This is a genomic window from Pseudomonas sp. PA-1-3F, assembly GCF_021609665.1.
Taxonomy (GTDB): domain Bacteria; phylum Pseudomonadota; class Gammaproteobacteria; order Pseudomonadales; family Pseudomonadaceae; genus Aquipseudomonas; species Aquipseudomonas paracarnis.
On sequence record NZ_WJZD01000019.1, the window covers coordinates 12,924 to 38,364 of the forward strand.

The 25,441-nt window shown below is 59.3% G+C and carries 22 protein-coding genes; all 22 read right to left on the reverse strand.

Features of this window, described 5'->3' with window-relative positions; translation table 11 throughout:
• Positions 1-79: 79 nt before the first annotated feature.
• The 22 genes from ispD to tsf all read right to left on the reverse strand — a co-directional run bounded on the left by ispD (position 80) and on the right by tsf (position 25,317).
• Positions 80-787 (reverse strand): 2-C-methyl-D-erythritol 4-phosphate cytidylyltransferase, encoded by a 708-nt coding sequence (gene ispD, locus GIV26_RS15215; protein ID WP_236281385.1) that lies wholly within the window; start codon positions 785-787, stop codon positions 80-82.
• Positions 784-1,062 (reverse strand): cell division protein FtsB, encoded by a 279-nt coding sequence (gene ftsB / locus GIV26_RS15220; protein WP_003189195.1) that lies wholly within the window; start codon positions 1,060-1,062, stop codon positions 784-786. The genes ispD and ftsB overlap by 4 nt, the downstream gene beginning before the upstream one ends.
• Positions 1,063-1,233: 171 nt before the next feature.
• Positions 1,234-2,523, reverse strand: a complete 1,290-nt coding sequence (eno, locus tag GIV26_RS15225; RefSeq protein ID WP_054897992.1) for a phosphopyruvate hydratase — start codon at positions 2,521-2,523, stop codon at positions 1,234-1,236.
• A gap of 157 nt (positions 2,524-2,680) precedes the next feature.
• Positions 2,681-3,526, reverse strand: coding sequence for a 3-deoxy-8-phosphooctulonate synthase (kdsA, locus tag GIV26_RS15230; protein WP_236281387.1), 846 nt, complete (start codon positions 3,524-3,526; stop codon positions 2,681-2,683).
• Positions 3,527-3,531: 5 nt separating this feature from the next.
• A complete protein-coding gene (locus GIV26_RS15235) occupies positions 3,532-5,163 on the reverse strand; it encodes a CTP synthase (protein WP_034126838.1) in 1,632 nt (543 codons plus the stop codon).
• A 273-nt stretch (positions 5,164-5,436) separates the two neighbouring features.
• A complete protein-coding gene (gene tilS / locus GIV26_RS15240; RefSeq protein ID WP_236281390.1) occupies positions 5,437-6,756 on the reverse strand; it encodes a tRNA lysidine(34) synthetase TilS in 1,320 nt (439 codons plus the stop codon).
• A gap of 174 nt (positions 6,757-6,930) precedes the next feature.
• Complete coding sequence (locus GIV26_RS15245) at positions 6,931-7,878, reverse strand: acetyl-CoA carboxylase carboxyltransferase subunit alpha (RefSeq protein ID WP_003189182.1); 948 nt, start codon at positions 7,876-7,878, stop codon at positions 6,931-6,933.
• 129 nt (positions 7,879-8,007) lie between these two features.
• Positions 8,008-11,529 carry a DNA polymerase III subunit alpha gene (dnaE, locus tag GIV26_RS15250; protein WP_072446898.1) on the reverse strand — a complete coding sequence of 1,174 codons (3,522 nt, stop codon included), beginning with the start codon at positions 11,527-11,529 and terminating at the stop codon, positions 8,008-8,010.
• A gap of 76 nt (positions 11,530-11,605) precedes the next feature.
• A complete protein-coding gene (gene rnhB, locus GIV26_RS15255; protein ID WP_161793220.1) occupies positions 11,606-12,232 on the reverse strand; it encodes a ribonuclease HII in 627 nt (208 codons plus the stop codon).
• Between the two features lie 2 nt (positions 12,233-12,234).
• Positions 12,235-13,374 carry a lipid-A-disaccharide synthase gene (gene lpxB / locus GIV26_RS15260; RefSeq protein ID WP_034126836.1) on the reverse strand — a complete coding sequence of 380 codons (1,140 nt, stop codon included), beginning with the start codon at positions 13,372-13,374 and terminating at the stop codon, positions 12,235-12,237.
• A 2-nt stretch (positions 13,375-13,376) separates the two neighbouring features.
• Positions 13,377-14,153 (reverse strand): acyl-ACP--UDP-N-acetylglucosamine O-acyltransferase, encoded by a 777-nt coding sequence (lpxA, locus tag GIV26_RS15265; protein ID WP_032893181.1) that lies wholly within the window; start codon positions 14,151-14,153, stop codon positions 13,377-13,379.
• Positions 14,150-14,590, reverse strand: a complete 441-nt coding sequence (fabZ, locus tag GIV26_RS15270) for a 3-hydroxyacyl-ACP dehydratase FabZ (protein ID WP_003172281.1) — start codon at positions 14,588-14,590, stop codon at positions 14,150-14,152. Before fabZ ends, lpxA begins: the two co-directional genes overlap by 4 nt.
• Positions 14,591-14,701: 111 nt before the next feature.
• A complete protein-coding gene (lpxD, locus tag GIV26_RS15275; protein WP_034126835.1) occupies positions 14,702-15,757 on the reverse strand; it encodes a UDP-3-O-(3-hydroxymyristoyl)glucosamine N-acyltransferase in 1,056 nt (351 codons plus the stop codon).
• Between the two features lie 3 nt (positions 15,758-15,760).
• A complete protein-coding gene (locus tag GIV26_RS15280; protein ID WP_003189173.1) occupies positions 15,761-16,264 on the reverse strand; it encodes an OmpH family outer membrane protein in 504 nt (167 codons plus the stop codon).
• A gap of 45 nt (positions 16,265-16,309) precedes the next feature.
• Positions 16,310-18,697, reverse strand: coding sequence for an outer membrane protein assembly factor BamA (gene bamA / locus GIV26_RS15285; protein ID WP_127881175.1), 2,388 nt, complete (start codon positions 18,695-18,697; stop codon positions 16,310-16,312).
• A 74-nt stretch (positions 18,698-18,771) separates the two neighbouring features.
• Positions 18,772-20,124 carry a sigma E protease regulator RseP gene (rseP, locus tag GIV26_RS15290; RefSeq protein WP_181125350.1) on the reverse strand — a complete coding sequence of 451 codons (1,353 nt, stop codon included), beginning with the start codon at positions 20,122-20,124 and terminating at the stop codon, positions 18,772-18,774.
• 53 nt (positions 20,125-20,177) lie between these two features.
• The gene (ispC, locus tag GIV26_RS15295) at positions 20,178-21,368 is read right to left on the reverse strand and encodes a 1-deoxy-D-xylulose-5-phosphate reductoisomerase (protein WP_198714773.1); all 1,191 of its coding nucleotides are present in this window, start codon (positions 21,366-21,368) and stop codon (positions 20,178-20,180) included.
• The gene (locus tag GIV26_RS15300) at positions 21,365-22,171 is read right to left on the reverse strand and encodes a phosphatidate cytidylyltransferase (protein WP_096144486.1); all 807 of its coding nucleotides are present in this window, start codon (positions 22,169-22,171) and stop codon (positions 21,365-21,367) included. Before GIV26_RS15300 ends, ispC begins: the two co-directional genes overlap by 4 nt.
• Complete coding sequence (uppS, locus tag GIV26_RS15305) at positions 22,172-22,927, reverse strand: polyprenyl diphosphate synthase (RefSeq protein ID WP_054899097.1); 756 nt, start codon at positions 22,925-22,927, stop codon at positions 22,172-22,174.
• A 17-nt stretch (positions 22,928-22,944) separates the two neighbouring features.
• Positions 22,945-23,502, reverse strand: a complete 558-nt coding sequence (frr, locus tag GIV26_RS15310; protein ID WP_003189163.1) for a ribosome recycling factor — start codon at positions 23,500-23,502, stop codon at positions 22,945-22,947.
• Positions 23,499-24,242 (reverse strand): UMP kinase, encoded by a 744-nt coding sequence (gene pyrH, locus GIV26_RS15315; protein ID WP_003189161.1) that lies wholly within the window; start codon positions 24,240-24,242, stop codon positions 23,499-23,501. The genes frr and pyrH overlap by 4 nt, the downstream gene beginning before the upstream one ends.
• A gap of 211 nt (positions 24,243-24,453) precedes the next feature.
• On the reverse strand, positions 24,454-25,317 hold the full coding sequence (tsf, locus tag GIV26_RS15320; RefSeq protein WP_005785711.1) for a translation elongation factor Ts: 864 nt from the start codon (positions 25,315-25,317) through the stop codon (positions 24,454-24,456).
• Positions 25,318-25,441: the final 124 nt, after the last annotated feature.

Consider the following 25,441-nt stretch of genomic DNA (forward strand, 5'->3'; position numbering starts at 1 on the left):
TTGGACGTGTTGTTTGATGTGGCAGCGATCAAATGTGGGAGCTGGCTTGCCTGCGATGCAGCAGACTCGGTCTGACGGGTTACCGCCGGTTAGCCCAGCGCAACTTCAACCACTCCAGGTCTTCCGGCCGAGTCACCTTGATATTGTCCGAACGCCCTTCGATCAGGCGCGGTGCCTGCCCAGACCATTCCATGGCCGACGCTTCATCGGTGATCACCGCATCGGCCACCAGGCTGTCGGCCAAGGCGCGATGCAAGGCGCCCAGGCGGAACATCTGCGGCGTGTAAGCCTGCCAGATCAGGCGGCGATCAATGGTGTCCACCACACGGCCATGCTTGTCGACACGCTTGAGGGTGTCGCGTGCCGGTACCGCCAGCAGGCCGCCTACCGGATCGTCAGCCAGTTCCGCCAACAATTTGTCGAGGTCATCACGGCTCAGGTTAGGCCGCGCAGCGTCATGCACCAACACCCACTCGTCATCACTTGCGCCCAGGGCGTTGAGTTGCAGCAGCGCATTGAGTACCGAGCCGGAACGTTCCGAGCCCCCGTCGGCACGCTGGATACGCGGGTCATTGGCGCATGCCAAGGTGGGCCAATAAGGATCGTCAATTGCAAGACTGACCACCAGGCCCTTGAGGCATGGATGGTCGAGAAAACAGCCGAGGCTGTGTTCGAGAATAGTGCGCCCGCCCAATTGCAGGTACTGCTTGGGACGGTCCGCAGCCATACGGGCACCGACGCCCGCGGCAGGAATCACGGCCCAGAAGGCCGGTAAATCGTGGCTCATTGGGCCAACTGGTAGAGGGTCTCGCCCTCCTTGACCATGCCCAACTCATGACGAGCCCGCTCTTCAACGGTCTCCGTGCCTTTTTTCAGCTCAAGCACTTCAGCGTCGAGGACACGGTTGCGCTCCAGCAGGCGTTCGTTTTCGGCACGCTGGTCGGCAATTTGCTGGGTCAACTCTTCCACCTGCGCAAAGCTGCCATTACCGACCCATAGGCGGTACTGCAGGCCAGCCAGCAACAAGAGCAAGACGAGGAACAACCAATTGGGACTGCGCATCGAAATCCGGGTATCCATTGAATAAAGACAGTCATGCAAACCTTTTGCAGCAACTGATAGCACAAAGCCTGGAAAACCCAGGCTTGCGCTTGTCAGTCAGCAGATTAGCGCCGAAATTCACATTTTCGTGAGATTTCCGACGCAATCCGCCGACTTTTTACCATTTACTGCTTAGCCGCGAAACTCGCCGCGACCGTTGTACTTGGCTTTACCTGCCAATTGCTCTTCGATGCGCAGCAATTGGTTGTACTTGGAAACGCGATCGGAACGGCACAGGGAACCGGTCTTGATCTGGCCCGCCGAAGTACCCACGGCCAGGTCGGCAATGGTGGAATCTTCGGTTTCGCCGGAGCGATGGGAGATCACGGCGGTGTAGCCCGCGGCCTTGGCCATCTGGATGGCTTCCAGGGTTTCGGTCAGGGTGCCGATCTGGTTGAACTTGATCAGGATCGAGTTGGCGATCTTCTTGTCGATGCCTTCTTTCAGGATCTTGGTGTTGGTCACGAAAAGGTCGTCACCCACCAGCTGGATTTTTTCGCCGATCTTGTCGGTGAGGATTTTCCAGCCATCCCAGTCGGACTCGTCCAGGCCGTCTTCGATCGAGATGATCGGGTAGCGCTGGGTCAAGCCTTTGAGGTATTCAGCGAAGCCTTCGGAGTCGAACACCTGGCCTTCGCCGGACAGGTTGTACTTGCCGTCTTCATAGAATTCGCTGGCGGCGCAGTCCAGAGCCAGGGTCACGTCGGTGCCCAGCGTGTAGCCAGCGTTGGCCACAGCTTCGGAGATGACTTTCAGTGCATCTTCGTTGGAGGCCAGGTTCGGCGCGAAACCACCTTCGTCTCCCACGGCAGTGCTCAGGCCACGAGCCTTCAGTACAGCCTTGAGGTGATGGAAAATCTCGGTGCCCATGCGCAGGCCTTCGGAGAAGGACTTGGCGCCCACTGGCTGCACCATGAACTCCTGGATGTCGACGTTGTTATCCGCGTGCTCGCCACCGTTGATGATGTTCATCATCGGCACCGGCATCGAGTAGACGCCCGGAGTGCCATTCAGGTTGGCAATGTGTGCGTACAACGGCAGGTCCTGGTCCTGGGCTGCTGCTTTGGCGGCGGCCAGGGATACCGCGAGGATGGCGTTGGCGCCGAGGCTGCCTTTGTTTTCAGTGCCGTCGAGCTTGATCATCGCGTGGTCCAGGGCTTTCTGGTCCAGCGGGTCCTTGCCCAGCAACAGGTCACGAATCGGACCGTTGATGTTGGCTACAGCCTTGAGTACACCCTTGCCCAGGTAACGGCTCTTGTCGCCATCACGCAGTTCCAGCGCTTCGCGCGAACCGGTGGAAGCACCGGACGGCGCGCAGGCGCTGCCGATGATGCCGTTATCGAGAAGCACGTCGGCTTCGACGGTGGGGTTGCCACGGGAGTCGAGAACTTCACGACCTTTGATGTCGACGATTTTTGCCATTGTTGTAAACACTCCAAAGTTGACGAAAACGACGCAGCTGAAGGAAATCTTTTGACCGACCGCAAGGGTGGAACAACGGGGCAGGCTTGCAGACGACAAGGCTCAGGCCCGGGGGCCTGAGCGTAAAGCGTGGGAAATTCTACCGGAGAAATGCCAGTTACGCGGTCTCTACCGTCGGAAAACTCTTGACCAACTCGTCCAACTGCTTGAGTTGGGCCAGGAATGGCTCCAGCTTGTCCAGGCGCAGCGCGCATGGGCCATCACATTTGGCGTTGTCCGGGTCCGGGTGAGCTTCAAGGAACAGGCCCGCCAGGGACTGGCTCATGCCCGCCTTGGCCAGGTCCGTCACCTGGGCACGTCGCCCGCCAGCGGAGTCCGAGCGACCACCGGGCATTTGCAGCGCGTGGGTCACGTCGAAGAACACTGGGTATTCGAACTGTTTCATGATGCCGAAACCGAGCATGTCCACCACGAGGTTGTTATAGCCGAAGCTCGAACCCCGCTCGCAAAGGATCAACTGGTCGTTACCCGCTTCCACGCATTTGCTCAGGATGTGTTTCATCTCCTGAGGAGCGAGGAATTGGGCTTTCTTGATGTTGATCACCGCGCCGGTCTTGGCCATGGCGACCACGAGGTCGGTCTGGCGCGACAGGAAAGCCGGTAACTGGATGATGTCGCACACCTCGGCGACCACGGCAGCCTGCTCAGGCTCGTGGACGTCGGTGATGATCGGCACGCCGAAGGCTTGCTTGATGTCCTGGAAGATCCGCATGCCTTCTTCAAGGCCCGGGCCGCGATAGGAGGTCACGGACGAACGGTTGGCCTTGTCGAAGCTGGCCTTAAAGATGTAAGGAATACCCAGCTTCTGGGTGACCCGCACGTACTCTTCACACACCTGCATCGCCATGTCGCGGCTTTCCAGCACGTTCATGCCGCCGAACAGCACCATGGGCTTGTCGTTGGCAATCTCGATGTCGCCTACGCGAATGATCTTCTGGGCCATCAGGTTTACGCCTTCTTCTGATGTTGCGTCAGTGCTGCTTTGACGAAACCACTGAACAACGGGTGACCGTCACGCGGTGTCGAGGTGAACTCCGGGTGGAACTGGCAAGCCACGAACCATGGATGATCCGGTGCCTCGACCACTTCAACCAGCTTGCCATCACCGGAGCGGCCGGAGATTTTCAGGCCAGCTTCTTTGATCTGCGGCAGCAGGTTGTTGTTCACTTCGTAACGGTGGCGGTGACGCTCGACGATCACATCCTTGCCGTAGCAGTCGTGTACCAGCGAGCCGGCTTCCAGCAGGCAATCCTGTGCGCCCAGGCGCATGGTGCCGCCCAGGTCGGACGTTTCGGTACGGGTTTCAACGGCGCCGGTGGCGTCTTCCCACTCGGTGATCAGGCCCACGACCGGATGGCCGCTGGTGTGATCGAACTCGGTGGAGTTGGCGTCTTTCCAGCCCAGCACGTTACGGGCGAACTCGATAACAGCCACTTGCATGCCCAGGCAGATACCCAGGTACGGCACCTTGTTTTCACGGGCGTACTGCACTGCGGTGATCTTGCCTTCCACGCCACGCAGGCCGAAACCGCCGGGAACGAGGATAGCGTCAACACCTTCGAGCAGCGCGGTGCCCTGGTTCTCGATGTCTTCGGAATCGATGTAGCGCAGGTTGACCTTGGTACGGTTGCTGATACCGGCGTGGCTCATCGCTTCGATCAGCGACTTGTACGCGTCCAGCAGTTCCATGTACTTGCCGACCATGGCGATGGTGACTTCATGCTCAGGGTTGAGCTTGGCGTCGACAACCGCTTCCCACTCGGACAGGTCGGCGCCGCCGCACTGCAGGCCGAAACGCTCGACCACAAAATCATCCAGCCCCTGGGAATGCAGGATGCCCGGGATCTTGTAGATGGTGTCGGCGTCTTCCAGGGCAATCACCGCACGTTCTTCAACGTTGGTGAACTGCGCGATCTTGCGGCGCGAGGAAATGTCGATCGGGTGATCGGAGCGGCATACCAGCACATCCGGCTGCAGGCCGATGGAACGCAGTTCCTTGACCGAATGCTGGGTAGGCTTGGTTTTGGTTTCGCCGGCAGTGGCGATGTACGGCACGAGTGTCAGGTGCATCAGCATCGCGCGCTTGGCGCCGACTTCGAAACGCAACTGGCGGATGGCTTCGAGGAACGGTTGGGACTCGATGTCACCCACGGTGCCACCGATCTCGACCATCGCCACGTCGGCATCGCCTGCACCCTTGATAATGCGGCGCTTGATTTCGTCGGTGATGTGCGGGATCACCTGGATGGTTGCACCCAGGTAGTCACCACGGCGCTCTTTGCGCAGCACGTGCTCGTAGACACGGCCGGTGGTGAAGTTGTTGTTCTGGGTCATGGTCGTGCGGATGAACCGCTCGTAGTGGCCCAGGTCCAGGTCGGTCTCGGCGCCGTCGTGGGTGACGAACACTTCACCGTGCTGGAACGGGCTCATGGTGCCCGGGTCAACGTTGATGTACGGGTCCAGCTTGAGCATGGTGACCTTAAGTCCCCGCGCCTCCAGGATGGCCGCCAATGAAGCGGAGGCAATGCCTTTCCCCAATGAAGAAACAACACCGCCCGTGACGAATATGTAGCGCGTCATGAAAAACCCTAGAAGTCTGCGTTAAAGCGGTCCGAGCCGCCGGGGAAAGCGAAGGAAGGCCGAAGCCCCCGATCACCTGCATTAATCACAGTGCACCTTTCAAAAAAACCGCCGCGTTGTGACAGACCAGCAATGAAGCACCGGTACGTTGATCGCTACACATTTTTTGGAATCGCCCAGCAAAGACTGCTTGGTAATCGGCAACGACTGCGATTCAGGCGAATCCACAGAAGTTGTATCAAGAAGGGAGCGTAGTCTACCGGAAAGGCGCTATCAGCTCAAACCTTGATCGCAGGTCTGTGGCAACCAATCCAATTGCACCTCACCCACCGACCTGGACCATGCCCCCGCAACACTTGGCACAGCCAGCAATTGCTCGCCCCGATAGACCAGCGGCAATCTGCCACGGGCGAAGCCCGGCATGCCGCTTTCATTCAGCAGACGCTTGAGATCCCGCCGGCCTCGGCCCGCTACGTCGATGATTTCGCCACCCTGGCGATAACGCACCTGCAGCGGGCCTTCGGGGGCCTTGCCGATAAACCTCAGTTGACCATTGCCCGTTAACTCTAGTGGATCTTGCGGATCGGGCCAGCTCACCGATGCGTCGGAAAACTCCGACCAGGTCGAGGGCAACCACCAGATGCGTTCACCGCTACGCTGCATTTGGCCGTCGGCCAGGCGCCACAGAGGCTGTGCGTCGCTCTTGGCATCGCGCAGGGCATGCCAACCGGCCCAGTGGTCGCTGTCGGGTAAACGGGTCAGTGGCGTGAGCCAATGCCGCAGGGCGTTACGCTGGCGGGCATCGGATAGCTCGCGCAATGGTTCAAGCGCCAGGGACGGCAGAGGCAACCAGGGAAACGCAGAAGGCTGATCGGCGCGCTGCAGGTCCATCATCGCCAATTCGTCGAGCAGCCCTTGCGCCTCAGCCATGTGTTCAGCCGTGCGAGCCAAGTGGGTGATCGCCTGTGGCCAGCGTTTCGTCAGCGTGGGAAGTACGTGGTGACGCAGGTAATTGCGGGAAAACCGTGGATCAACGTTGGAGGGGTCGTCGATCCACTGCAACTGATGCTGATGGGCGTAGGCTTCCAGGTCGCTACGGGAAAATGCCAGCAACGGCCGCACCAAGCACCCCTGCGCCAAGGGGCGATGCTCAGGCATAGCCGCCAGCCCTCTTACACCGGCGCCACGCAGCAGGCGAAACAGCAGGGTTTCGGCTTGATCGTCGCGATGCTGGCCAGTGAAAAGCACCTCCCCCCCCCCTAGGACCTGCATGAACGCTTGGTAGCGCGCCTCGCGGGCCGCACGTTCAAGACTCGCCCCCTCACTGACCTGCACGCGCATGACGCGCAAAGGTACGCCCAGGCTGTCGCAGACCGATTGGCAATGAGAGGGCCAAGCATCGGCAGCAGCTTGCAGGCCATGGTGGACATGGACGGCGCTGACAGGAGGCAGATTTTCGATTTTGGCCAATGAGGCCAGGAGGTGCAGCAGAACGGTAGAGTCGAGACCGCCGGAGAATGCGATATGCCAGGCCGGCGCGTTGCGCCAGTCGGCCAGGGTGTGCAGGAGTGTGGCCGGCAGGGTTGGTTTCATCACACGTCACCGCCGCAAAGCTTGAATACGTCCGTCAGCATACACAAAGCAAATGTGGGAGCCGGGCTTGCCCGCGATGCAGGCACCTCGGGGTATCAGTGATACCAAGGTGATGCTATCGCCGGCAAGCCAGCTCCCACACAAGCCGGCTCCCGCATTGGGTACAGCGTCGGCTTAGAGGCCGTAGCTCATCAGGCGCTCATAACGACGAGCCAGCAGCGCTTCGTTATCCAGCTTCTTGAGCATCGCCAGTTGCGACCCCAACTCGGCACGGATGGTCGCAGCAGCGGCAGCCGGGTCACGGTGGGCGCCGCCCAGTGGCTCGGCGATGACCTTGTCCACGATACCCAGGCCTTTGAGGCGATCGGCGGTGATACCCATGGCTTCGGCAGCGTCCGGCGCCTTTTCGGCGGTTTTCCACAGGATCGAGGCACAACCTTCCGGCGAGATCACCGCGTAGGTCGAGTACTGCAACATGTTCAGTTGGTCGCAGACACCAATGGCCAGGGCACCGCCGGAACCACCTTCACCAATCACAGTGGCGATTATCGGGGTTTTCAGGCGCGCCATGACGCGCAGGTTCCAGGCAATCGCTTCGCTCTGGTTGCGCTCTTCGGCGTCGATACCCGGGTAGGCACCCGGCGTGTCGATGAAGGTCAGGATCGGCATCTTGAAGCGCTCGGCCATTTCCATCAGGCGGCACGCCTTGCGATAGCCTTCCGGGCGCGGCATACCGAAGTTGCGGCGTACTTTCTCGCGCACTTCACGGCCCTTCTGGTGACCGATCACCATCACCGGCTGGTCGTCCAGGCGAGCGATGCCGCCCACGATGGCTGCGTCGTCGGAGAAGTGACGGTCGCCGTGCAACTCGTCGAACTCGGTGAAGATGTGTTCGATGTAGTCCAGGGTGTAGGGACGGCGCGGATGGCGAGCCAGGCGCGCGATCTGCCAGCTGGTCAGCTTGCCGAAGATGTCTTCGGTGAGCGTGCTGCTCTTGTCTTGCAGGCGAGCGATTTCATCACCGATGTTCAGCGAATTGTCATTGCCGACCAGGCGCAGCTCTTCGATCTTGGCTTGCAGGTCAGCGATCGGCTGTTCGAAATCAAGAAAATTCGGGTTCATAAGCGTCCGTCTTGGGTCGACGGCCAAGGGGTGCCTGGCCAGCCGGTTGTCTATTCGCGCCCTACCTTAAGGGAGAGGCGCGTTTAGGTCGAGATTAAATGTTTAGTCGAGATCAGATCTATATGACCGTCAACGGTATTGGAGGAAGACGTTGTCTCGCCCGAACTGGTCACGCAAAGCTTGAATCAAGCCATCAGCGGGATCAATTCGCCACGTCTCACCAAACTGCAACATGGCCTTGGCATCGCTGCCGGTGTACTCCATGGTCACCGGGCATGCGCCACGATGGCGTTTTAGCAGGTCACCCAACCAGCGTAGCTGATCACCTTTAAGCGCTTCGGTCTTGACCTTCAGGCGCAGGCTTTCGGCCAGGTTGGTGCGGGCGTCTTCCATGCTCATCACGCGCTTGATGCGCAGGCGCAGGCCACCGGAGAAGTCATCATTGCTGACCTCCCCTTCCACCACCACCATGGCGTCGGTCTGCAACAGCGACTGGGCGGAATGAAACGCGTCGGCAAACAATGACGCTTCGATGCGGCCCGAGCGGTCATCGAGGGTGATGAAGCCCATCTTGTCGCCCTTCTTATTTTTCATCACCCGCAGGGCGATGATCATACCGGCGACAGTCTGGGTATCCCGCGCCGGTTTCAGGTCGATGATGCGCTGGCGGGCAAAACGGCGGATTTCGCCTTCGTACTCGTCAATCGGGTGACCGGTGAGGTACAGGCCCAAGGTGTCTTTTTCACCCTTGAGGCGTTCCTTCAGAGTCAGCTCCTTGGCCTTGCGGTGATTCGCGTAGACATCCGCATCTTCTTCGACGAACAGCCCGCCAAACAGGTCGGCGTGGCCGCTGTCATGGGTACGGGCGGTCTGTTCGGCGGCCTTGATCGCCTCTTCCATGGCGGTCAGCAGCACCGCACGGTTGCGGTCGATATTGGCCTGGTAAGCCTTCGGCTCATCATGAAAATACGGGCCAAGACGGTCGAGTGCGCCGCTGCGGATCAGGCCATCGAGGGTACGCTTGTTGATGCGCTTGAGGTCAACGCGTGCGCAAAAGTCGAACAGGTCCTTGAACGGCCCGTCCTGACGCGCTTCGGTAATGGCCTCGACCGGGCCTTCGCCCACGCCTTTGATCGCGCCAAGGCCATAGATGATGCGGCCTTCGTCGTTCACCGTGAACTTGAACTCCGAAGCGTTCACGTCCGGCGCGTCGAGGCGCAGCTTCATGGTGCGCACTTCCTCGATCAAGGTCACGACCTTGTCGGTGTTGTGCATATCCGCCGAGAGTACCGCCGCCATGAACGGTGCCGGATAGTGGGCTTTCAACCAGGCGGTCTGGTACGACACCAGGCCATAGGCGGCGGAGTGGGATTTGTTGAAGCCATAACCGGCGAACTTTTCTACCAGGTCGAAGATGTTACCGGCCAGGTCGGCATCGATGTTGTTGGTGGCGCAACCTTCAATGAAACCGCCGCGCTGCTTGGCCATTTCCTCGGGCTTTTTCTTACCCATGGCGCGACGCAGCATGTCCGCACCGCCGAGGGTGTAGCCGGCCATCACCTGGGCGATCTGCATCACCTGTTCCTGGTACAGGATGATGCCGTAGGTCGGCGCCAGTACGGGCTTGAGGCCTTCATACTGATAGTCGGAATGCGGGTAAGCTAGCTCGGCCCGGCCGTGTTTACGGTTGATGAAGTCATCCACCATGCCCGATTGCAGCGGGCCCGGACGGAACAGGGCCACCAGTGCGATCAAGTCTTCCAGGCAGTCGGGCTTGAGCTTTTTGATCAGCTCCTTCATGCCCCGGGATTCAAGCTGGAACACTGCGGTGGTTTCGGCTTTTTGCAGCAGGCTGTATGTCGGCTTGTCGTCCAGCGGGATAAACGCGATATCCAGCGGTTCTTCGCCGACCTTGGCACGGTCGCGGTTGATGGTCTTGAGTGCCCAGTCGATGATCGTCAGGGTCCGCAGGCCGAGGAAGTCGAACTTCACCAGGCCGGCGGCCTCCACGTCGTCCTTGTCGAACTGGGTGACCAGGCCGTCGCCTTCTTCATCGCAATAGATCGGCGAAAAGTCGGTGAGCTTGGTCGGCGCAATAACCACACCACCGGCGTGTTTACCGACGTTACGCACCACGCCTTCGAGCTTGCGCGCCATGTCCCAGATTTCGGCGGCTTCTTCATCGACCTTGATGAAGTCGCGCAGGATTTCTTCCTGCTCGTAGGCTTTTTCCAGGGTCATGCCGACTTCGAACGGGATCATCTTCGACAGGCGGTCCGCCAAACCGTAGGACTTGCCCTGCACCCGCGCCACGTCGCGAATTACCGCTTTGGCGGCCATGGAGCCGAAGGTGATGATCTGACTTACCGCGTTGCGACCGTATTTTTCGGCCACGTACTCAATCACGCGGTCACGGCCATCCATGCAGAAGTCGACGTCGAAGTCGGGCATGGAAACCCGTTCCGGGTTCAGGAACCGTTCGAACAGCAGGTCATATTCAAGCGGGTCAAGGTCGGTGATCTTCTGTACGTAGGCCACCAGCGAGCCAGCACCTGACCCCCGGCCAGGGCCTACCGGTACACCGTTGTTTTTTGCCCACTGGATAAAGTCCATTACGATCAGGAAGTAACCGGGGAATCCCATCTGGATAATGATATCCAGCTCGAAATTCAACCGATCGACATACACCTGGCGCTTGGCTTCGTAGTCCTCGGTGGTGTCCTTGGGCAGCAGGACGCTGAGGCGTTCCTCCAGGCCATCGAACGACACTTTGCGGAAATACTCATCGATGGTCATGCCATCGGGTATCGGGAAGTTGGGCAAAAAGTGCTTGCCCAGCTTCACTTCAATATTGCAGCGCTTGGCGATCTCGACGGAGTTTTCCAGGGCCTCGGGCAAGTCGCTGAACAGCTCCGCCATTTCCTCGGCGCTTTTGAGGTACTGCTCTTCGCTGTAGTTCTTCGAGCGGCGCGGGTCATCCAAGGCACGGCCTTCGCCGATGCACACGCGGGTCTCGTGGGCTTCGAAATCTTCTTTCTTGATAAAGCGCACATCATTGGTCGCCACCAGCGGCGCACCCAGCTTATCGGCCAGGGCTACGGCAGCGTGCAGATGCTCTTCATCGTTGGGGCGGTTGGTGCGCTGGACTTCCAGGTAGAACCGGCCTGGGAACACCTGCATCCACTCACGCGCCAGCACTTCGGCTTCCTGAGGGTTGCCGCCCAGCAGCGCGATGCCGATTTCGCCCTCTTTGGCCGCCGAGAGCATGATCAGTCCTTCGCTGGCTTCGGCCACCCACTCGCGCTCGATGATGATCGAGCCGTTGCGCTGACCATCGATAAAGCCACGGGAGATCAGTTCGGTGAGGTTGCGATAACCCACGCCGTTCATCGCCAGCAGGCTGATGCGGCTCAGGGGGCTATCCGGGTCTTTGTTGGACAGCCACAGATCGGCGCCGCAGATCGGCTTGATGCCGGCGCCCATGGCGTTCTTGTAGAACTTGACCAGGGAACACATGTTGTTCTGGTCGGTAACCGCAACCGCAGGCATGTTCATGCCCACCAGGGTTTTGACCAGCGGTTTGATCCGTACCAGGCCGTCGACCAGGGAGTACTCAGTGTGCAGGCGTAGATGAACGAATGAAGCCGGCATAGTGATCCTGTCTTGATACATGAAAACAACAAGGCCCGGATTGTACCGGGCCTGGGTAAAAACATCAGCCTTGCTGCTATACCTCGATCAGACTTTCACGGGCCTCATAAGCCTGGCGCACCGGGGCAAACGAGCGGCGATGGATCGGGGTGGGGCCGAGCCGAGCCAGGGCTTCCAGATGAACGGGGGTCGGGTAGCCTTTATGGCCACCAATGCCGTAGCCGGGATAGATCAATTCGAACGCGGCCATTTCACGGTCGCGGCTGACCTTGGCCAGGATCGAGGCGGCGGCAATGGCGGGAACCTTGCTATCGCCCTTGACCACCGCTTCGGACGGCATTGTCAGTTTGGGGCAGCGGTTACCGTCGATCATCGCCATTTTCGGGGTGATGTGCAGCCCTTCCACAGCGCGCTGCATCGCCAGCATGGTGGCGTGCAGGATATTCAGCTCGTCGATTTCTTCGACTTCAGCCCGGGCGATATGCCAGCTCAGGGCTTTCTCACAGATCTCGTCATAGAGCTTTTCGCGACGGGCTTCGGTGAGCTTCTTCGAATCGTTGAGCCCCAGGATCGGGCGGTTCGGATCAAGGATCACCGCCGCCGTGACCACTGCGCCACACAGCGGGCCGCGCCCGACTTCGTCAACACCCGCCACCAGTTCGTGGGCTTGGGCGACGAGACTGAAATCCAGGCCCATTTGCATGGTCATAAGGCTTCCTGTTTATGGCCGATCAGGGTCAACACGGCGTCGGCCGCCTGGTTCGAGGCATCACGGCGTAACGTGCGGTGAATATCGTCGAAACCACGGGTCTGCTCTTCGCCGCCGTCAATCAAGGGTAGTAGGGTTTGCGCAAGCGCTTCGGGCGTTGCATCGTCCTGCAACAACTCCGGCACCAGCAGGCGCTGGGCCAGCAGGTTGGGCAAGGAAATGTAAGGGCTCTTGACCATGCGCTTGAGGATCCAGAAGGTCAGTGGCGCCAGGCGATAGGCCACGACCATCGGCCGCTTGTACAGCAAGGCCTCAAGCGTGGCAGTGCCCGAGGCGATCAACACCGCATCGCAGGCTGCCAGGGCCAGGTGGGACTGGCCATCGAGCAGGGTCAACGGCAGGTTGCGGCCTTCCAGCAGGGTTTCGATCTGTGCACGACGTTGTGGACTGGCGCAAGGCAGCACAAAGCGGATTCCCGGCTTTTGCGCCTGAAGACGTTCGGCAGCATCAAAAAACAACGCACCCAAGCGCCCCACCTCACCGCCACGACTGCCTGGCATCAACGCCACCAACGGGCCATCGGGCAAGCCCAGTTCGGCGCGCGCAGCCGCACGATCAGCCTGCAAGGGAATGGCGTCAGCCAGGGTGTGGCCGACAAACCGCACCGGCACGCCCTTCTCCTCGTAGAACCGGGCTTCGAATGGAAGCAAGGTCAACATCAGGTCGCAGCCTTCGCGGATTTTCAACACACGCTTCTGGCGCCACGCCCACACGGATGGGCTGACGTAGTGCACGGTCTTGATCCCGGCCTGGCGCAACTTGAGTTCGATATTGAGCGTGAAGTCCGGCGCATCGATGCCGATAAAGACGTCAGGTTTTTCTTCGATCAGCGTCTTGATCAGCAGCTTGCGGCGAGCCAGCAGCTCACGCAGGCGCCCCAAGACTTCCACCAGCCCCATGACCGACAGGCGTTCCATCGGAAAGTAGGAGGTCAGGCCTTCGGCCTGCATCAACGGGCCACCGACCCCGATAAACTCCACTGCCGGATGCTGGGCCTTGAGCGCCCGCATCAAACCAGCACCCAGGATATCGCCGGAAGCTTCACCGGCCACGAGCGCAATACGCAGAGTGGCCATGATCAGCGGGTGATGCCGCGAGTCGAGGTCTGGATAGAATCACGGAATACCGCGACTTCCGGGAACTGCGTGGCAGGCTCGGCCAACTCGGCCAGGGCCTGCTCCACGGTCAACCCTTGGCGGTAAACCGTCTTGTAGGCACGGCGCAGGGCGTGGATGGCTTCTTCGCTGAAACCACGACGACGCATGCCTTCAAAATTCATGCTGCGGGCTTCGGCAGGATTGCCGAACACCGTCACGAATGCCGGGACATCCTTGCCGATGGCGGTGCCCATACCGGAAAAGCTGTGGGCGCCGATATGGCAGTATTGATGTACCAGGGTGAAGCCGGAAAGGATCGCCCAGTCATCAACGTGCACATGGCCTGCCAACGCAGTGTTGTTGACCAGGATGCAATGATTGCCGATCACGCTGTCATGGCCGATGTGCGCATAGGCCATGACCAGGTTGTGATCACCCAAGGTGGTTTCGGCGCGATCCTGCACGGTGCCACGGTGAATGGTGACGCCTTCACGGATAATATTGTGGTCACCGATTACCAGGCGTGTTTCTTCACCCTTGTACTTCATGTCCGGGGTGTCTTCGCCTACCGAGGAAAACTGGTAGATGCGATTGTGTTTGCCAATGCGGGTCGGACCCTTGAGGATCACGTGCGGCCCGATGACAGTCCCCTCGCCGATTTCCACACCTGCGCCGACGATCGACCAAGGGCCGACCTCAACGTCGGCGGCCAGTACGGCCGACGGATCGATGATTGCGCGAGGGTCAATCAAACTCATAGTTTGCGTTCCGCACAGATGATCTCGGCAGAGCACACCGGCTTGCCATCTACCGAGGCCTGGCATTCGAACTTCCAGATCTGGCGTTTGCAACTGATGAACTTGGCTTCCAGGATCAACTGGTCACCCGGGGTGACCGGGTTGCGAAAACGCAGCTTGTCCGAACCCACGAAATAGTAAAGCGTGCCGTCAGCAGGCTTGAGGTCGAGCATTTTGAAACCAAGGATACCGGCAGCCTGGGCCATGGCTTCGATGATCAACACACCTGGCATGATTGGATGCGCAGGAAAGTGACCATTGAAGAATGGTTCGTTGATGCTGACATTCTTGTAGGCACGAATGCGCTTTTCCTCGACATTGAGGTCCACTACGCGGTCCACCAGCAGGAACGGGTAACGGTGAGGCAGGTATTCGCGAATCTCGTTGATGTCCATCATTTCGGGGGGAAGCCTGTAATAAAGATTGGGGGCGGGCGCACCAGGCGCACGCCCCGCTAGCAAATCAAGGAGGCCGTCTAGCGGCTGCGCACACTTGATATGGAAATGGTATCAGCCTTCTGATGAAGCATTACCGCCAGGGGTCACGTCCCCGACACGCTTTTCAAGCTGTTTGATACGTCGTGCCATGTCGTCGATCTTCCTCAAACGCGCGGCGCTCTTGCGCCATTCGGCCGCAGGTTGCATCGCGGTACCGGACGAGTAGGCCCCTGGCTCTGTGATCGAGTGGGTCACCATAGTCATGCCGGTGATGAAGACGTTGTCGCAAATATCGATATGTCCCACCAGCCCAACGCCACCGGCGAGCATGCAATGCTTGCCGATCTTGGTGCTGCCGGAAATACCCACGCAGGCCGCCATGGCGGTGTGATCGCCAATCTGCACGTTGTGGGCGATCTGGATCTGGTTATCGAGCTTCACACCGTTGCCGATCACGGTATCAGCCAAGGCCCCGCGATCCACGGCGGTGTTCACGCCGATCTCCACATCATCGCCGATCAATACGCCACCGACCTGGGCGATCTTGTGCCAGACACCTTTGGAGTTGGCAAAGCCAAAGCCTTCGCCGCCGATAACAGCACCGGACTGAATGACCACACGCTGACCAATACGCACATCGTGGTAGAGGGTCACGCGGGGGGCCAGCCAACCATCGGCACCAATTTCACAGCGTGCACCGATAAAGCAGTGGGCACCCACGGTGACACCAGCACCAATACGCGCCCCGCTTTCGATCACGGCGAATGCACCGATGCTGGCGGCAGGATCAACCTGGGCATCATCGGCGATCACGGCAGACGGGTGAATACCGCCGGCCGCCTTCGGCTTGGGATCGAACAGGTGCGACGCCTTGGCGTACGACAGGTACGGATCGGCCACCACCAGCGCATCCCCGGTAAACCCTTCGGCGTCGGCGGCCTTCAGCAACACTGCTGCGGCCTGGCAGTCGACCAGGTATTTACGGTATTGAGGATTTGCGAGGAAGCTCAACTGAGCTGGGCCAGCCTCCTGCAAGGTGGCTAGCCCAGTGATTTCTTTCTCCTTGGAGCCACGCAAGGTGGCCCCCAGGAACTCGGCCAACTCGCCGAGCTTGATAGTCGCTGTCATGGTTTACTTCAGCTGGTTCATGCGCTCGATCACCTGGCGGGTGATGTCGTATTGAGGCTTGACGTCGATCACGGCGCCACGCTCGAACACCAGGTCAAAGGCACCCTTCTTGATGACTTCTTCCACAGCGCTGTCCAATTTCGGCTTGAGCTGCTTGAGCATTTCGCGGTCGGCCACAGCCTTGGCTTCGTTCAGCTCCTTGGATTGGAACTGGTAGTCACGGGCCTTTTGCTTGAATTCAAGCTCCAGACGCTCGCGCTCGCCTTGCTGCATCTTGTCGCCACCGGCTACCAGGCGGTCCTGGATACCCTTGGCGCTGCTTTCCAGTGTCTTGAGCTTGGTCAGCTGCGGACCGAATTTCTTCTCGGCATCCACGGCGTATCGCTTGGCCGCATCGGACTCCAGCAGGGCCATCTGATAGTTCAGGACCGCGATTTTCATTTCGGCGAAGGCCGGGGTGGTGACCAGCACAGTGGCCAGCAAGACCAATTGAGTCAACTTACGCACGATGTACTCCTACAGAATCCGTTGTCGTTATCTTAGGTCAGACGCTTAGAACGTCTGGCCGAGGGAGAATTGGAAAATCTGGGTTTCAGCGTTATCCGGTTTCTTGATCGGCATGGCCAGAGCAAAGCTCAACGGGCCCAGCGCAGTCACCCAGGTCACACCCACGCCCACGGAGCTCGCCAGGTTGCTGAGGCTTACGTCGTTGCATTGAGTATTGGACTTCAAGCCACTTGGGTTTTTGATCTGTTCGCACTTGGAGTCGAACACGTTACCCACGTCCCAGAAGACCGAAGTACGCAGGGAACGCTGGTCCTTGACGAACGGCAGCGGGAACAGAATCTCCGCACCACCCTGGATCAGCACGTTACCACCGAATGGCAGCGGGTCGTTGTCCGAGTCAGCGACAGTGCCCTGGTTACCGGTCTGAGCAAAACCGCGGCTCGGCGTACCACGCGGACCCAGAGTGCTGTCCTTGAAGCCACGTACCGAGTTGAAACCACCTGCATAGTAGTTCTCGTAGAACGGCAAGCCATCGGTCGAACCATAACCGTCGCCATAGCCCAGCTCTGTGTGCAGGCGCATGGTGTAGTTATCGCTCAACGGCTGGAACAACTGGCCGCGGTAGTCGAGCTTGAAGAACGACAGGTCGCTGCCCGGCGTGGTGACTTCCGCAGTCAGGCTCTGGGAGTGGCCGCGGGTTGCCAGTACGCCTTTGTTCAGGGTCGACTCGGACCAGCCGGCAGACGCCTTGAAGTTCAGGAACTTGTCGCCTTCACGACGGGTGAAGTCGAAGATTTCGTCCACGGTGTACACACCGGTCTTGATCTCATCCTGCTGGGCGGTAAGGCCGAAGGTCAGGCGCGAGGTCTCGCTGATCGGGTAACCCACGTTGACACCGGCACCCAGGCTGTCGATCGCATAGCTTGCAACGTCAACATCGAGGTCTTTGTAGTCGGTGGTGCGGTAGAAGGCGTTGTAGCCCAGGCTCACACCGTCTGCAGTCCAGTAGGGGTCGGTATAGCCGAAGTTGTATCGGCTCTGGTATTCGCTGCGGGTCAGGCCGATGGACACACGGTTACCGGTACCCAGGAAGTTGTTCTGCGTGATGGAACCACCCAGGATCAAACCGGCACTCTGGGCGAAACCGACGCTGGCGGTGATCGAACCCGAGGCTTGTTCTTCAACGGCGTAGTTCACATCAACCTGGTCATCCACACCCGGTACGGCCGGGGTTTCGACGTTGACTTCCTTGAAGAAGCCCAGGCGCTCAAGACGGGTCTTGGACTGGTCGATCAGGTAAGTGGAAGCCCAGCCACCTTCCATCTGACGCATTTCACGACGCAGCACTTCGTCCGCAGACTTGGTGTTGCCACGGAAGTTGATACGGTTGACGTAGGCACGCTTGCCCGGATCGACGACGAAGGTGATGTCCACGGTGTGGTCTTCATCATTCGGGGTCGGCACGCCGTTGACGTTGGCGAAGGTATAGCCTTCGTTACCCAGGCGGCGGGTGATCAGTTCTGAGGTGGTGGTCATCAGCTTGCGCGAGAACACCTGGTCCTTCTGCACGAGCAGCAGGGACTTGACCTGGTCTTCAGGCACTTTCAGGTCGCCGCTGAGCTTGACGTCACGAACCTTGTACTTCTCGCCTTCGTTGACGTTGACGGTGATGTAGACGTGCTTCTTGTCCGGGGTGATGGACACCTGGGTCGAAGCGATGTCCATGTTGATGTAGCCACGGTCCAGGTAGTAGGAGCGCAGGCGTTCCAGGTCACCGGAGAGTTTTTCACGGGCGTACTTGTCATCGTTCTTGAAGAACGACAACCAGTTGGTGGTCTTGAGTTCGAACAGGTCGACCAGGTCTTCATCAGGGAACTTGGTGTTGCCCACGACGTTGATGTGCTGGATGGCGGCCACGGTGCCTTCGTTGATGTTGACCTTCAGGCCCACACGGTTACGAGGCTGGGGGATCACTTCGGTTTCCACGGTCGCGGAGTAGCGGCCCTGGGCAACGTACTGACGTTGCAACTCGTTACGCACACCCTCAAGGGTTGCGCGCTGGAAGATCTCGCCCTCGGCCAGGCCCGATTGCTTCAGGCCCTTCATCAGGTCTTCAGTGGAGATGGCCTTGTTACCTTCGATCGCGATACTGGCGACGGAAGGTCGCTCGACGACCGTGATGACCAGGACGTTGCCTTCGCGACCCAGTTGGATATCTTGAAAGAACCCGGTTTTGAACAGCGCACGAGTGGATTCCACCAGGCGACGATCATCCGCCTGTTCCCCGACGTTCAACGGCAAGGCACCAAAGACGCTACCCGCGGAGACCCGCTGGAGGCCATTGACGCGAATATCGGAGATGGTGAAGGACTCGGCGTGAACTTCGGCGATCATCAATACGGTGAGAACCGCAGTTAGCAGCAGACGTTTCATGAAGTCCTTTCTTATTCCAACTGGCAATAAACAAACTGCCGCAAAATGCGGCAGATTCGCAATTCAGCGAAGCGTTACAGACGTCCCAGATCGTTGACCAGGGCTAACAACATCACCCCGACCACCAAACTGATACCAATCTGTATCCCCCAACCCTGCACCCGATCCGACAAGGGGCGACCACGCACCCACTCGACCAGATAAAACAGCAGATGCCCCCCATCCAATACTGGAATGGGCAGCAAATTCAGAACCCCAAGGCTAATACTCAGATAAGCCAGGAAATTCAGGAAATCCGCGACACCCGACTGGGCAGAAGCGCCCGCCACTTTAGCAATGGTTATCGGTCCACTCAAGTTTTTTACCGAGAGCTCACCGAACAACATTTTCTTGAGGGATTCGAGGGTCAGCACGCTCATGGTCCAGGTGCGTTTCGCGCCCTCTGCAATCGCTGCCAAAGGCCCGTAGCTGACCTCTCGCACCATCGATGGCGGCCATTCGACACCTTTGACCCCTGCCCCCAGGTAGCCCCCGGCCGCCTTGGCTTCGCCTCGCACCGACAGGGTCACGGGGACGTCGATTTGAGCACCGTCGCGCTCAACTTTCAGCACAATTTTGGTATCAGGGCGCACACGCACCAGGTCAACCACCTGCTGCCAGTCACCCAGCGCCTGGCCATCAAGGGCCAACAGGCGATCACCGGTTTTCAGGCCAGCAGCCTGGGCCGGCCCCTTTGGATCCAGCTCGGCCAGCACCGGCGGCAAGGCCGGACGCCAAGGGCGGATCCCCAGGGATTTGATCGGATCGGGCTCATCGGCGCCCTTGAGCCAATGGTCCAGCGCCAATGCCCGCGGGGTTTCGGCGCTGGAGCCCTGGTCACGCACTACCACATTGACGGTGCCGCTTTCACCCAGGCGACGCACCAACTGCAAATTGACCGCGCCCCACCCTGTGGTGGGCTCGCCATCAATGGATACAATTTCCTGCCCCGCCGTCAGGCCCGCCTTGGCCGCGATGCTGTCGGCTTCGACCGCGCCAATGACCGGGCGCACCTGCTGGCTGCCCAGCATGGCCAAGACCCAGAAAAACACCATCGCCAACAGGAAGTTGGCGATCGGTCCCGCCGCCACAATCGCAATACGCTGACGAACGGTCTTGCGATTGAAGGATTGGTCCAGCTGGTCTGCAGGCACTTCGCCTTCGCGCTCATCGAGCATCTTGACGTAGCCGCCCAACGGGATAGCAGCAATCACAAACTCAGTGCCGCGGCGATCATGCCAGCGCAACAACGGCATGCCGAAACCGACGGAAAAGCGCAATACCTTGACGCCGCAACGACGCGCCACCCAGAAGTGGCCGAATTCGTGGAAGGTCACCAACACACCCAGAGCAACCAGGGTGCCGACAATCATGTAGAGCGCACTCATCTAATTTCTCCGCACTTCAATCCAATGCCTGAAGACTCAAACCTGCCCGCGGCCTAACCCGCATTGCGATCCAACCATTGCCCGGCCAGGGCTCGGGCCTTGGTGTCGGCCTCGAACACCGCCTCCAGGTCATTCACTGCCACTACCGGCTCAAGCGCCAGGACGTCCTCGATGATACTCGCGATCTGCGGAAAGCGGATGCGCCGCTCAAGAAACGCCGCCACGGCCACTTCGTTGGCCGCGTTAAGCATCGCCGGGGCACTGTTACCCGCCTCGGCCGCTTGCCGCGCCAGGCGCAAACAAGGGAAACGCTGCTCGTCCGGGGCTTCGAAGTCCAGGCGCGCGATTGCAAACAAGTCCAACGGTGCTACGCCGGAATCAATCCGCTCAGGCCACGCCAAGGCGTTGGCGATCGGTGTGCGCATGTCCGGGTTACCCAATTGCGCCAACACCGAACCATCCACGTAATCGACCAGGGAATGGATCACACTTTGTGGGTGAATGACCACCTCAACCTGGTCAGGCCGCGCATCGAACAGCCAGCATGCCTCGATCAACTCCAGGCCCTTGTTCATCATGCTCGCCGAATCCACGGAGATTTTGCGCCCCATGGACCAGTTCGGGTGAGCGCATGCCTGATCGGGAGACACATGGTCCAGCTCGGCCGACGGAGTCTGGCGGAATGGGCCACCCGATGCCGTCAGCAGAATCCGGCGCACGCCGACCTGGCTCAAGCCGCGGGCAAAATCACCGGGCATGCACTGGAAGATGGCGTTGTGCTCGCTGTCCAGAGGCAGCAGCACCGCTCCGCTCTTACGCACCGCTTGCATAAAGAGTGCGCCGGACATGACCAAGGCTTCTTTGTTGGCCAGCAGGATTTTCTTGCCAGCATCGACTGCCGCCAAGGTCGGGCGCAAACCTGCCGCACCGACAATCGCCGCCACCACCGTATCCACGTCCGCATCGGCCGAGACCTGGCATAAGCCTGCCTCGCCAACCAATACCTGAGTGGCCAGCCCGGCAGCCCGAAGATCATCCTGCAGACTGCGAGCCGCAGCAGCTTCCGGCACCACGGCAAAGCGCGGCGAGTGACGCACGCACAAGGCCAGCAACTCGCGCAAACGCGTGAAGCCGGTCAGGGCGAAAACCTGATAGCGATCGGGGTGACGCGCGATGACATCCAGGGTACTGAGCCCGACCGAGCCGGTCGCACCCAGCACCGTAACCTGCTGCAGGCGGCTCACGAAGCGATCATCCACAACAGCACGGCAAAAATAGGCAGCGCGGCGGTGAGGCTGTCGATACGGTCAAGCACACCGCCATGGCCTGGCAGCAGGTTACTGCTGTCCTTGATGCCCGCCTGGCGTTTGAACATGCTCTCGGTAAGGTCGCCCACCACCGAGATGAAGACGACAATAGCCGTACCCAGCAAGGCCAGAAGCACTTCCTTTACTGACCAGTCACGCACCACACCGACCACCAGGGTGATCAGCAGCGTCAAGGCCAAGCCGCCGTATACGCCTTCCCAGCTCTTGCCGGGACTTACGGCCGGGGCCAGCTTGCGTTTGCCAAAAGCTCTACCCGAGAAGTAGGCACCAATGTCGGCGCCCCATACCAACACCATCACAGCCAGGATCAATTCGTTGCCCAGCGGGTAACGCTTTATCTCCACCAGCCCTTGCCAGGCCGGCAAGAGGATCGCCAGGCCAATCACCAGCTTGCAGGCCACGCTGGACCACTGGCTACTGGTGCGCGGATAGGTGAGCACCAGGAAAGTCGCCAACGCCCACCACAACACTGCAGCCCCCAGCACCCAGGGCGCGATGTCCGGCAGGATGTACATGAAGAACAACAACAGCGCGACCAAGGCGGCATAGGCCATACGCGGCACCTGGTTGACAAAGCCTGCCAGGCGCGCCCACTCCCACGCACCAAGAGTCACAACCAGGCCGATGAACAGCGCAAAGCCGGAACCGTCGAGCAGGAAAAAACCGCACAAGGCAATCGGCAGCAGGATCAGCGCCGTGATGATTCGTTGTTTAAGCATTTAAACCCGGGCTCCAGCTTCGATCTGCTCGCTCGTTTTACCGAAGCGACGCTGACGGGAAGCGAAATCAGCCAGTGCATTACGCATGGCTTCGTGTTTGAAGTCCGGCCAGAACAGGTCGGAGAAATACAGCTCGGTGTAGGCCAGCTGCCACAGCAGGAAATTGCTGATGCGATGCTCGCCACCGGTGCGAATGCACAAGTCCGGCAACGGCAGGTCGCCGGTCACCAGGCAGGTTTGCAACAGTTGGGGCGTGATGTCGTCCGGGCGCAGATGGCCGGCCTGCACTTCGCGGGCCAGCCGCTGCGCAGCCTGGGCAATATCCCACTGGCCACCGTAGTTGGCTGCGATCTGCAACACAAAACGGTTACTACCGGCAGTGATGGCCTCGGCTTCGCGCATGGCCGCTTGCAGCTCCGGATGGAACCGCGAGCGATCACCAATGATGCGCAGACTGATGTTGTTGTCGTTGAGGCGCTTGGCCTCACGACGCAGAGCCTTGAAGAACAGGTCCATCAAGGCACTGACTTCATCGGCGGGTCGCTGCCAGTTCTCACTTGAGAACGCGAACAAGGTCAATACTTCGACCTTGGCCTCGGCACACACCTCAATCACCGCCCTTACCGCGTCAACACCCGCTTTATGCCCGGCAACACCCGGCATAAAGCGTTTTTTCGCCCAGCGATTATTCCCATCCATGATGATCGCGACATGGCGCGGCACCACGGAGGGCACAGTCTGCTTGGTCTTTTCCATGAAGGCGTCCTGACCCCTTATACGGCCATCAGGTCCTTTTCTTTTTCTTCAGTCGCCTTGGTGATCTGGGCTTCGGCGTCCTTGGTCAGCTTGTCGATATCAGCGACGGCACGGCGCTCTTCGTCTTCGCTGATTTCCTTGTCCTTGACCAGCTTCTTCAGGTCGCCCAGTGCATCGCGGCGGATGTTACGCACGGCAACGCGCGCATCTTCAGCAGCACTGCGCGCCTGCTTGGTGAAGCCCTTGCGGGTTTCTTCGGTCAGGGCTGGCATGGAGATCAGCAACAACTCGCCCAGGTTGGTCGGGTTGAGGTTCAGGCCGGCGCTCTGAATAGCCTTGTCGACAGCCGCGAGCATGTTGCGCTCGAAGGCCACAACTTGCAGGGTACGCGAATCCTTCACGGTCACGTTGGCCACACCGCTCAGCGGGGTGTCGGAACCGTAGTAAGGCACCATCACGCTGCCCAGGATGCTTGGGTGCGCCTTGCCTGTACGGATCTGGCCAAAGGCGTGACTCAAGGATTCCAGGGATTTCTGCATACGCGCCTGGGCGTCTTTCTTGATTTCGTTGATCATTGTTGGCCTTCCTCGATCAGAGTCCCTTCTGCGCCGCCGTGTACGATATTCAGCAGGGCGCCGGGCTTGTTCATGTTAAATACGCGCAGCGGCATTTTGTGGTCGCGGCACAGGCAGATAGCGGTCAGGTCCATGACACCCAGCTTGCGATCCAGAACTTCATCGTAGGTCAGATGATCGAACTTCTCGGCATGCGGGTCTTTGAATGGGTCTGCAGTGTATACGCCATCCACCTTGGTCGCCTTCAACACCACGTCGGCATCGATTTCGATAGCACGCAGGCATGCGGCCGAGTCGGTGGTGAAGAACGGGTTACCTGTGCCAGCGGCAAAGATCACCACTTCCTTGGAGTTCAGGTGGCGCATGGCTTTGCGGCGATCATAATGATCGGTCACGCCAACCATTGAAATTGCCGACATCACGATGGCCGAGATGTTGGCGCGCTCCAGGGCGTCGCGCATGGCGAGGGCGTTCATCACAGTGGCCAGCATGCCCATGTGGTCGCCGGTAACCCGGTCCATACCGGCCGCACTCAGTGCCGCACCGCGGAACAGGTTGCCACCACCAATCACCAGGCCGACCTGCACGCCGATACCGACCAACTGGCCGACTTCCAGCGCCATGCGGTCAAGCACCTTGGGATCGATCCCGAACTCTTCCGAGCCCATCAGGGCCTCGCCGCTGAGCTTGAGTAGAATGCGTTTATAGCGAGCCTGATAACCACTGCCCTGCTGAGCCATTGCGAATCTCTCCTGCGGCGTATTTTTTAAAAATTCTTGGCGAGCCGTTTTACGGCTTGCGTTCACTCTAGCTGGACGCTGTCACAGCGCCATCGGAACACGGCTTTGTAAGCCAGTTCCGAGAGGAAACCAAATAAAATTGGCCTTCCCATTTGAAAAGAGGCTGCGCGCGTGAGCGGGCAGCCTCTTTCGGCGACAGTTTGGAACTGTCTTATTGCTTGGCGGCAGCCAGCTGGGCAGCAACTTCTTCAGCGAAGTTGTCGACCGGCTTCTCGATGCCTTCGCCTACTTTGAAGTAAGTGAAGGAAACGATTTCAGCACCGGCTTTCTTGGCCAGTTCGCCAACCTTGATTTCAGGGTTCTTGACGAACGCCTGCTCAACCAGGCTTGCTTCGGCCAGGAACTTGCTGATACGGCCTTTGACCATGTTCTCAACAATGTTTTCTGGCTTGCCTTTGATTTTTTCTTCGTTCAGCTGCAGGAACACAGCTTTTTCACGCTCGATCGCTTCGGCCGAAACTTCCGAAGGCAGCAGGAACTCAGGGTTGCTTGCAGCAACGTGCATCGCGATGTCTTTGGCCAGCTCAACGTCGCCGCCTTTCAGAACAACTGCAACACCGATTTTGTTGCCGTGCAGGTAGCCACCAACTACGTCACCTTCAACGCGAACCAGGCGACGGATGTTGACGTTTTCGCCAACCTTGCCGACCAGTACCAGGCGAGCTGCTTCTTGAGCTTCGATCAGAGGCTCAACAGTGGTCAGCTTGTCAGCGAAAGCTTTTTCGACGCTGGCAGCAACGAATGCCTTGAAGTCATCCTGCAGAGCCAGGAAGTCGGTCTGGGAGTTCACTTCCAGCAGAACGGCGGATTTGCCGTCTTCTTTCAGAGCGATAGCGCCTTCAGCAGCCACGTTACCTGCTTTCTTGGCAGCCTTGATGGCGCCGGAAGCACGCATGTCATCAATGGCTTTTTCGATGTCGCCGCCGGCCTTGGTCAAGGCCTTTTTGCAATCCATCATGCCTTCGCCGGTACGCTCACGCAGTTCTTTAACCAACGCTGCAGTAATCTCTGCCATTTCAAAATCCTCTTGGATAGGTTTTCAACCATTCCACCCGATCAAACGGGCGATCAATTCTTCCCGAATCTCCGTTGTAGGCCGCTGCACGTTACAAATAATGTAGCTGCGCTGCCGACAAATG